The organism is Muribacter muris (assembly GCF_004569585.1).
Taxonomy (GTDB): domain Bacteria; phylum Pseudomonadota; class Gammaproteobacteria; order Enterobacterales; family Pasteurellaceae; genus Muribacter; species Muribacter muris.
In genome coordinates this window covers 1-464 of record NZ_SPPA01000074.1, presented here as the reverse complement: position 1 = coordinate 464, position 464 = coordinate 1, and the positions used below count along the sequence as shown (strand labels likewise).

Sequence of the window (464 nt, the reverse complement as noted above, 5' to 3'; positions counted from 1 at the left end):
ATACTCCACTGTCAGCGATACCGTGACTTGATTATCCTTACGATTGTGAATAGGATTTACCAGTTCTTGAAAGATGTACTCTTTTCCGATTGGTTTTAATATCCCGTCATTCACATAGTAGGAAAGTTCACTGGCTGTCGCTGTAGGATAGAGCTTGAAGAACGTCGTTAAAAACTCATTGATTTCATTGGTTGTAATGGAATCAACCGTCCCCTCACTTTCAATGGCTTTTGGTTTATAACTTGATTTCTTAGGTATGTTGGTAATTGTCGGATTCTTAACCAGTACCATATTTCCAGAACCATCTACATAGACACTCACTATATAAGCAGAGTGGACGGTCTTTGTATTTTCTCCCTCTGTAATGAGCTGGTCTACACTGTAGGTTACATTAAACTCATTGTCGCCAGTTGGCTCTACCGTCCATATCTGAAATCCTCTTACAGAAGACGATACAGGAATAT

Annotated in this window: 1 protein-coding gene; it reads right to left on the bottom strand. The window is 39.4% G+C overall.

The window, feature by feature from the left end; translation table 11 throughout:
• The coding region (locus E4T80_RS12660) for a conjugal transfer protein (protein WP_135058724.1) at positions 1–464 on the bottom strand (464 nt) is incomplete at both ends.